This is a genomic window from Aeromonas sp. R3-1 (genome assembly GCF_040908345.1).
GTDB classification, from domain to species: Bacteria; Pseudomonadota; Gammaproteobacteria; order Enterobacterales; family Aeromonadaceae; genus Aeromonas; species Aeromonas veronii.
The window spans coordinates 1-2,543 of record NZ_JBFODN010000106.1 but is presented as its reverse complement, the minus strand read 5'-3'; the positions used below and the strand labels follow the sequence as shown (position 1 = coordinate 2,543).

The 2,543-nt window shown below is 60.3% G+C and carries 3 protein-coding genes and 1 pseudogene; 1 reads left to right on the top strand and 3 read right to left on the bottom strand.

Translation table 11 applies throughout. The features are described 5' to 3' along the window. Positions 1-119: 119 nt before the first annotated feature. Both AB5Y85_RS06790 and AB5Y85_RS06785 read right to left on the bottom strand, forming a co-directional pair. The gene (locus AB5Y85_RS06790; RefSeq protein ID WP_064336640.1) at positions 120-821 is read right to left on the bottom strand and encodes a hypothetical protein; all 702 of its coding nucleotides are present in this window, start codon (positions 819-821) and stop codon (positions 120-122) included. An 87-nt stretch (positions 822-908) separates the two neighbouring features. Then, on the bottom strand, positions 909-1,316 hold the full coding sequence (locus tag AB5Y85_RS06785; RefSeq protein WP_257687487.1) for a helix-turn-helix transcriptional regulator: 408 nt from the start codon (positions 1,314-1,316) through the stop codon (positions 909-911). Between the two features lie 145 nt (positions 1,317-1,461). Between AB5Y85_RS06785 and AB5Y85_RS06780 the strand changes: the two genes are divergently transcribed. Further along, positions 1,462-2,361, top strand: coding sequence for an aldo/keto reductase family oxidoreductase (locus AB5Y85_RS06780; RefSeq protein WP_257687488.1), 900 nt, complete (start codon positions 1,462-1,464; stop codon positions 2,359-2,361). A gap of 71 nt (positions 2,362-2,432) precedes the next feature. Here the strand turns inward: AB5Y85_RS06780 and AB5Y85_RS06775 are convergent. After that, a pseudogene (locus tag AB5Y85_RS06775) lies at positions 2,433-2,543 on the bottom strand (RNA-binding protein); the annotation flags it as partial.

Below are 2,543 nucleotides of genomic sequence, written 5' to 3'. Positions count from 1 at the left end.
AGCGCATGAGATCCCTCCTGAAACAGGAGAGTGACGTTAGCCATGCGCCCCTCGCTTGGCAAGGGGCGCATGAGCAGAATGTGAAGCCAATAGACGTCCATAGAGCCCGCAGGCGGGATTTACCAGGGCAGCGGCTGACCGTTGAGATCCAGCAGCTGGCCCGATTGAGTCAACGATAACCCCTTGATGAGATTGAGCAGTTTCACAGCCACCTCGGCAGGCTCCTGCAATTGCTCCGCAGGCAACTCGCTCAGAAAGGGGGTGTTCATCGGGGAGTCCATCAAGCCGGGCGCCACCGCCACCACCCCCGCTTGCGGGAAACGCTGCGTCCACTCGAGGGCCAGAGTTTTCACCCCCATGTCGAGGGCCGCCTTGCTCATGCGGTAGCTGTAACGGCCCCCCTCCAGATTGGCGGTGATGGAGCCCGCCAGATCGGAGATGGCACAGAGCCACAGCGGATGGTCATTGCCCATCAACCGACTGAAACGGGCAGCCAGCGCCAGCGTTGGCCAGGCATTGGCAAGCAGGCTGTCGCACAGCCACTTGGGGTGCACCTCTTCGACCCGCCGCTCTGGCATAAAGCTGACATCGTGCAACAGGCCGATGGTGTTGATTACCACAGTGGGAAGCGGATCGGTGTCGTAGAGGGTAAACAGGGCGTCGAACGAGATGGCGTCCACCTCTTGCAGCGGGAAGAAAGCCCCCATCTCGATCCCTTTTGGATAGGTGCGCCCGGCCAGAAGGAAGGACTCCCCCCTTGCCATCAGCTCTCTTGCCAGCGCCGAGCCCAGCGCACCGCTTCCGAGGATCAAGTAGCTCATCGCCCATTCCATGGAGAGTTATCTTGCTTAGAGCGTATCAGAATAATCAACCAGCCGTGACACGACCAAAGGGTAATATGCCCCTCATCACGCTTCCCCCAGATGGCGACCAAACTCCCGCGCCAGCGCCAAGTCGAGAAAACCGTCGGCTTTCTTGTGGGTGCGCAAAAACTGGTAATAGGCGAGCAGGGTGACCAGTGCCTCCTCATCGGGCAGCCCCACCCCGGGTTGCAGCTCGCCCAGCAGTAGTTGCGCCGCTGCCAGCGCCTCCCTGTCTACCACTTCCGCCTGACGGTAGAGATAACCGCAGCCGGTTGCCAGCCACTCCAGCGAGCAGTTGGCCCCCATGGCGATCTGGTTGGCCCGCGTCAGGCCAGGCTCGGCTCCCTTTAAATATTTGCGGATCAGCGCTTCACTGAGCCCCACCTTGCGGGCAAACGCGCTCACGCTCATCTCCCCGATCAGGCTCTGCAAGCGCTCGGCAAATCCTTCCATCCAACTCTCTCCTACTCTGCGATCAGAACCAAAGTTCGAATCATGCCACTGCCCATTATTGCTTTGCCAGCCACATGAGGCCAAGATGCCCGCAGTCATCTATGTTGCACATCGTTTTCGCATCGTGTTTTTCAAGGAGTCAACCATGTCTGTATCCCGTGTCGCCCTGCATCCGCAAGGCCCCACCTTCTCTCGCCTCATCATGGGTTACTGGCGCCTGATGGAGTGGCAGCTCTCTCCGGCCGCTCTGCTCGATCTGATGAAATATCATCTGGATCTGGGGGTCACCACCATCGATCACGCCGATATCTATGGTGGTTACCAGTGCGAAGAGGCCTTTGGTCACGCCCTACGCCTCGAGCCTTCCCTGCGCAGCCGGATGGAGATCGTCACCAAGTGCGGTATCGCCCTCACCGCCAAGCCGGAGCATGCTCTTAACCACTACAACACCGGCAAGGACCATATCATCGCCAGCGCCGAGGCCTCGCTGGGCAAGCTCGGCACCGACCATCTCGACCTGCTGCTGATCCACCGCCCGGACCCCCTGATGAACGCAGATGAAGTGGCCGACGCCTTTATCACCCTGAAACAGGCGGGCAAGATCAAGCACGCCGGGGTATCCAACTTCACCGCCCGTCAGTTCGAGCTACTGCAATCGCGCCTCCCCTTCCCGCTGGTCACCAACCAGCTGGAGATCTCGCCGCTTCATCAGGAAGGGACCCTCGATGGTACCCTGGATCAGTGCCAGCAGCTTGGCATCAAGCCGATGGCCTGGTCATGTCTCGGCGGCGGCCGACTGTTCAGCGATGAGGCCTATGCCCCGCTGCGTGCCGAACTGGAGCAGATCCGTCAGGAAGTGGGCGCCCAGACTATCGAGCAGGTGGTCTACGCTTGGGTAATGATGCTGCCAAGCCAGCCGCTGCCATTGATTGGCTCCGGCAAGCGGGAGCGGATTGCCGCCGCCGTGGCCGCCGAATCCATCGAGCTTAACCGCCAGCAGTGGTTCCGCATCCGCAAGGCGGCGCTCGGTTACGACGTCCCCTGATCACAGCAAAACATTCAGAAACAAAAACGGCATGGGGGAAACCCATGCCGTTTTTTTATTGCCGAGGTACCTTAGCGGTGGCGCTGTTGCGGGCGACCACGGGGAGCATCTGTCTTCGGTTTGGCCTGGTTGACGGTGATGGTACGGCCACCGACTTCTGTGCCATGCAGACCAGCGATGGC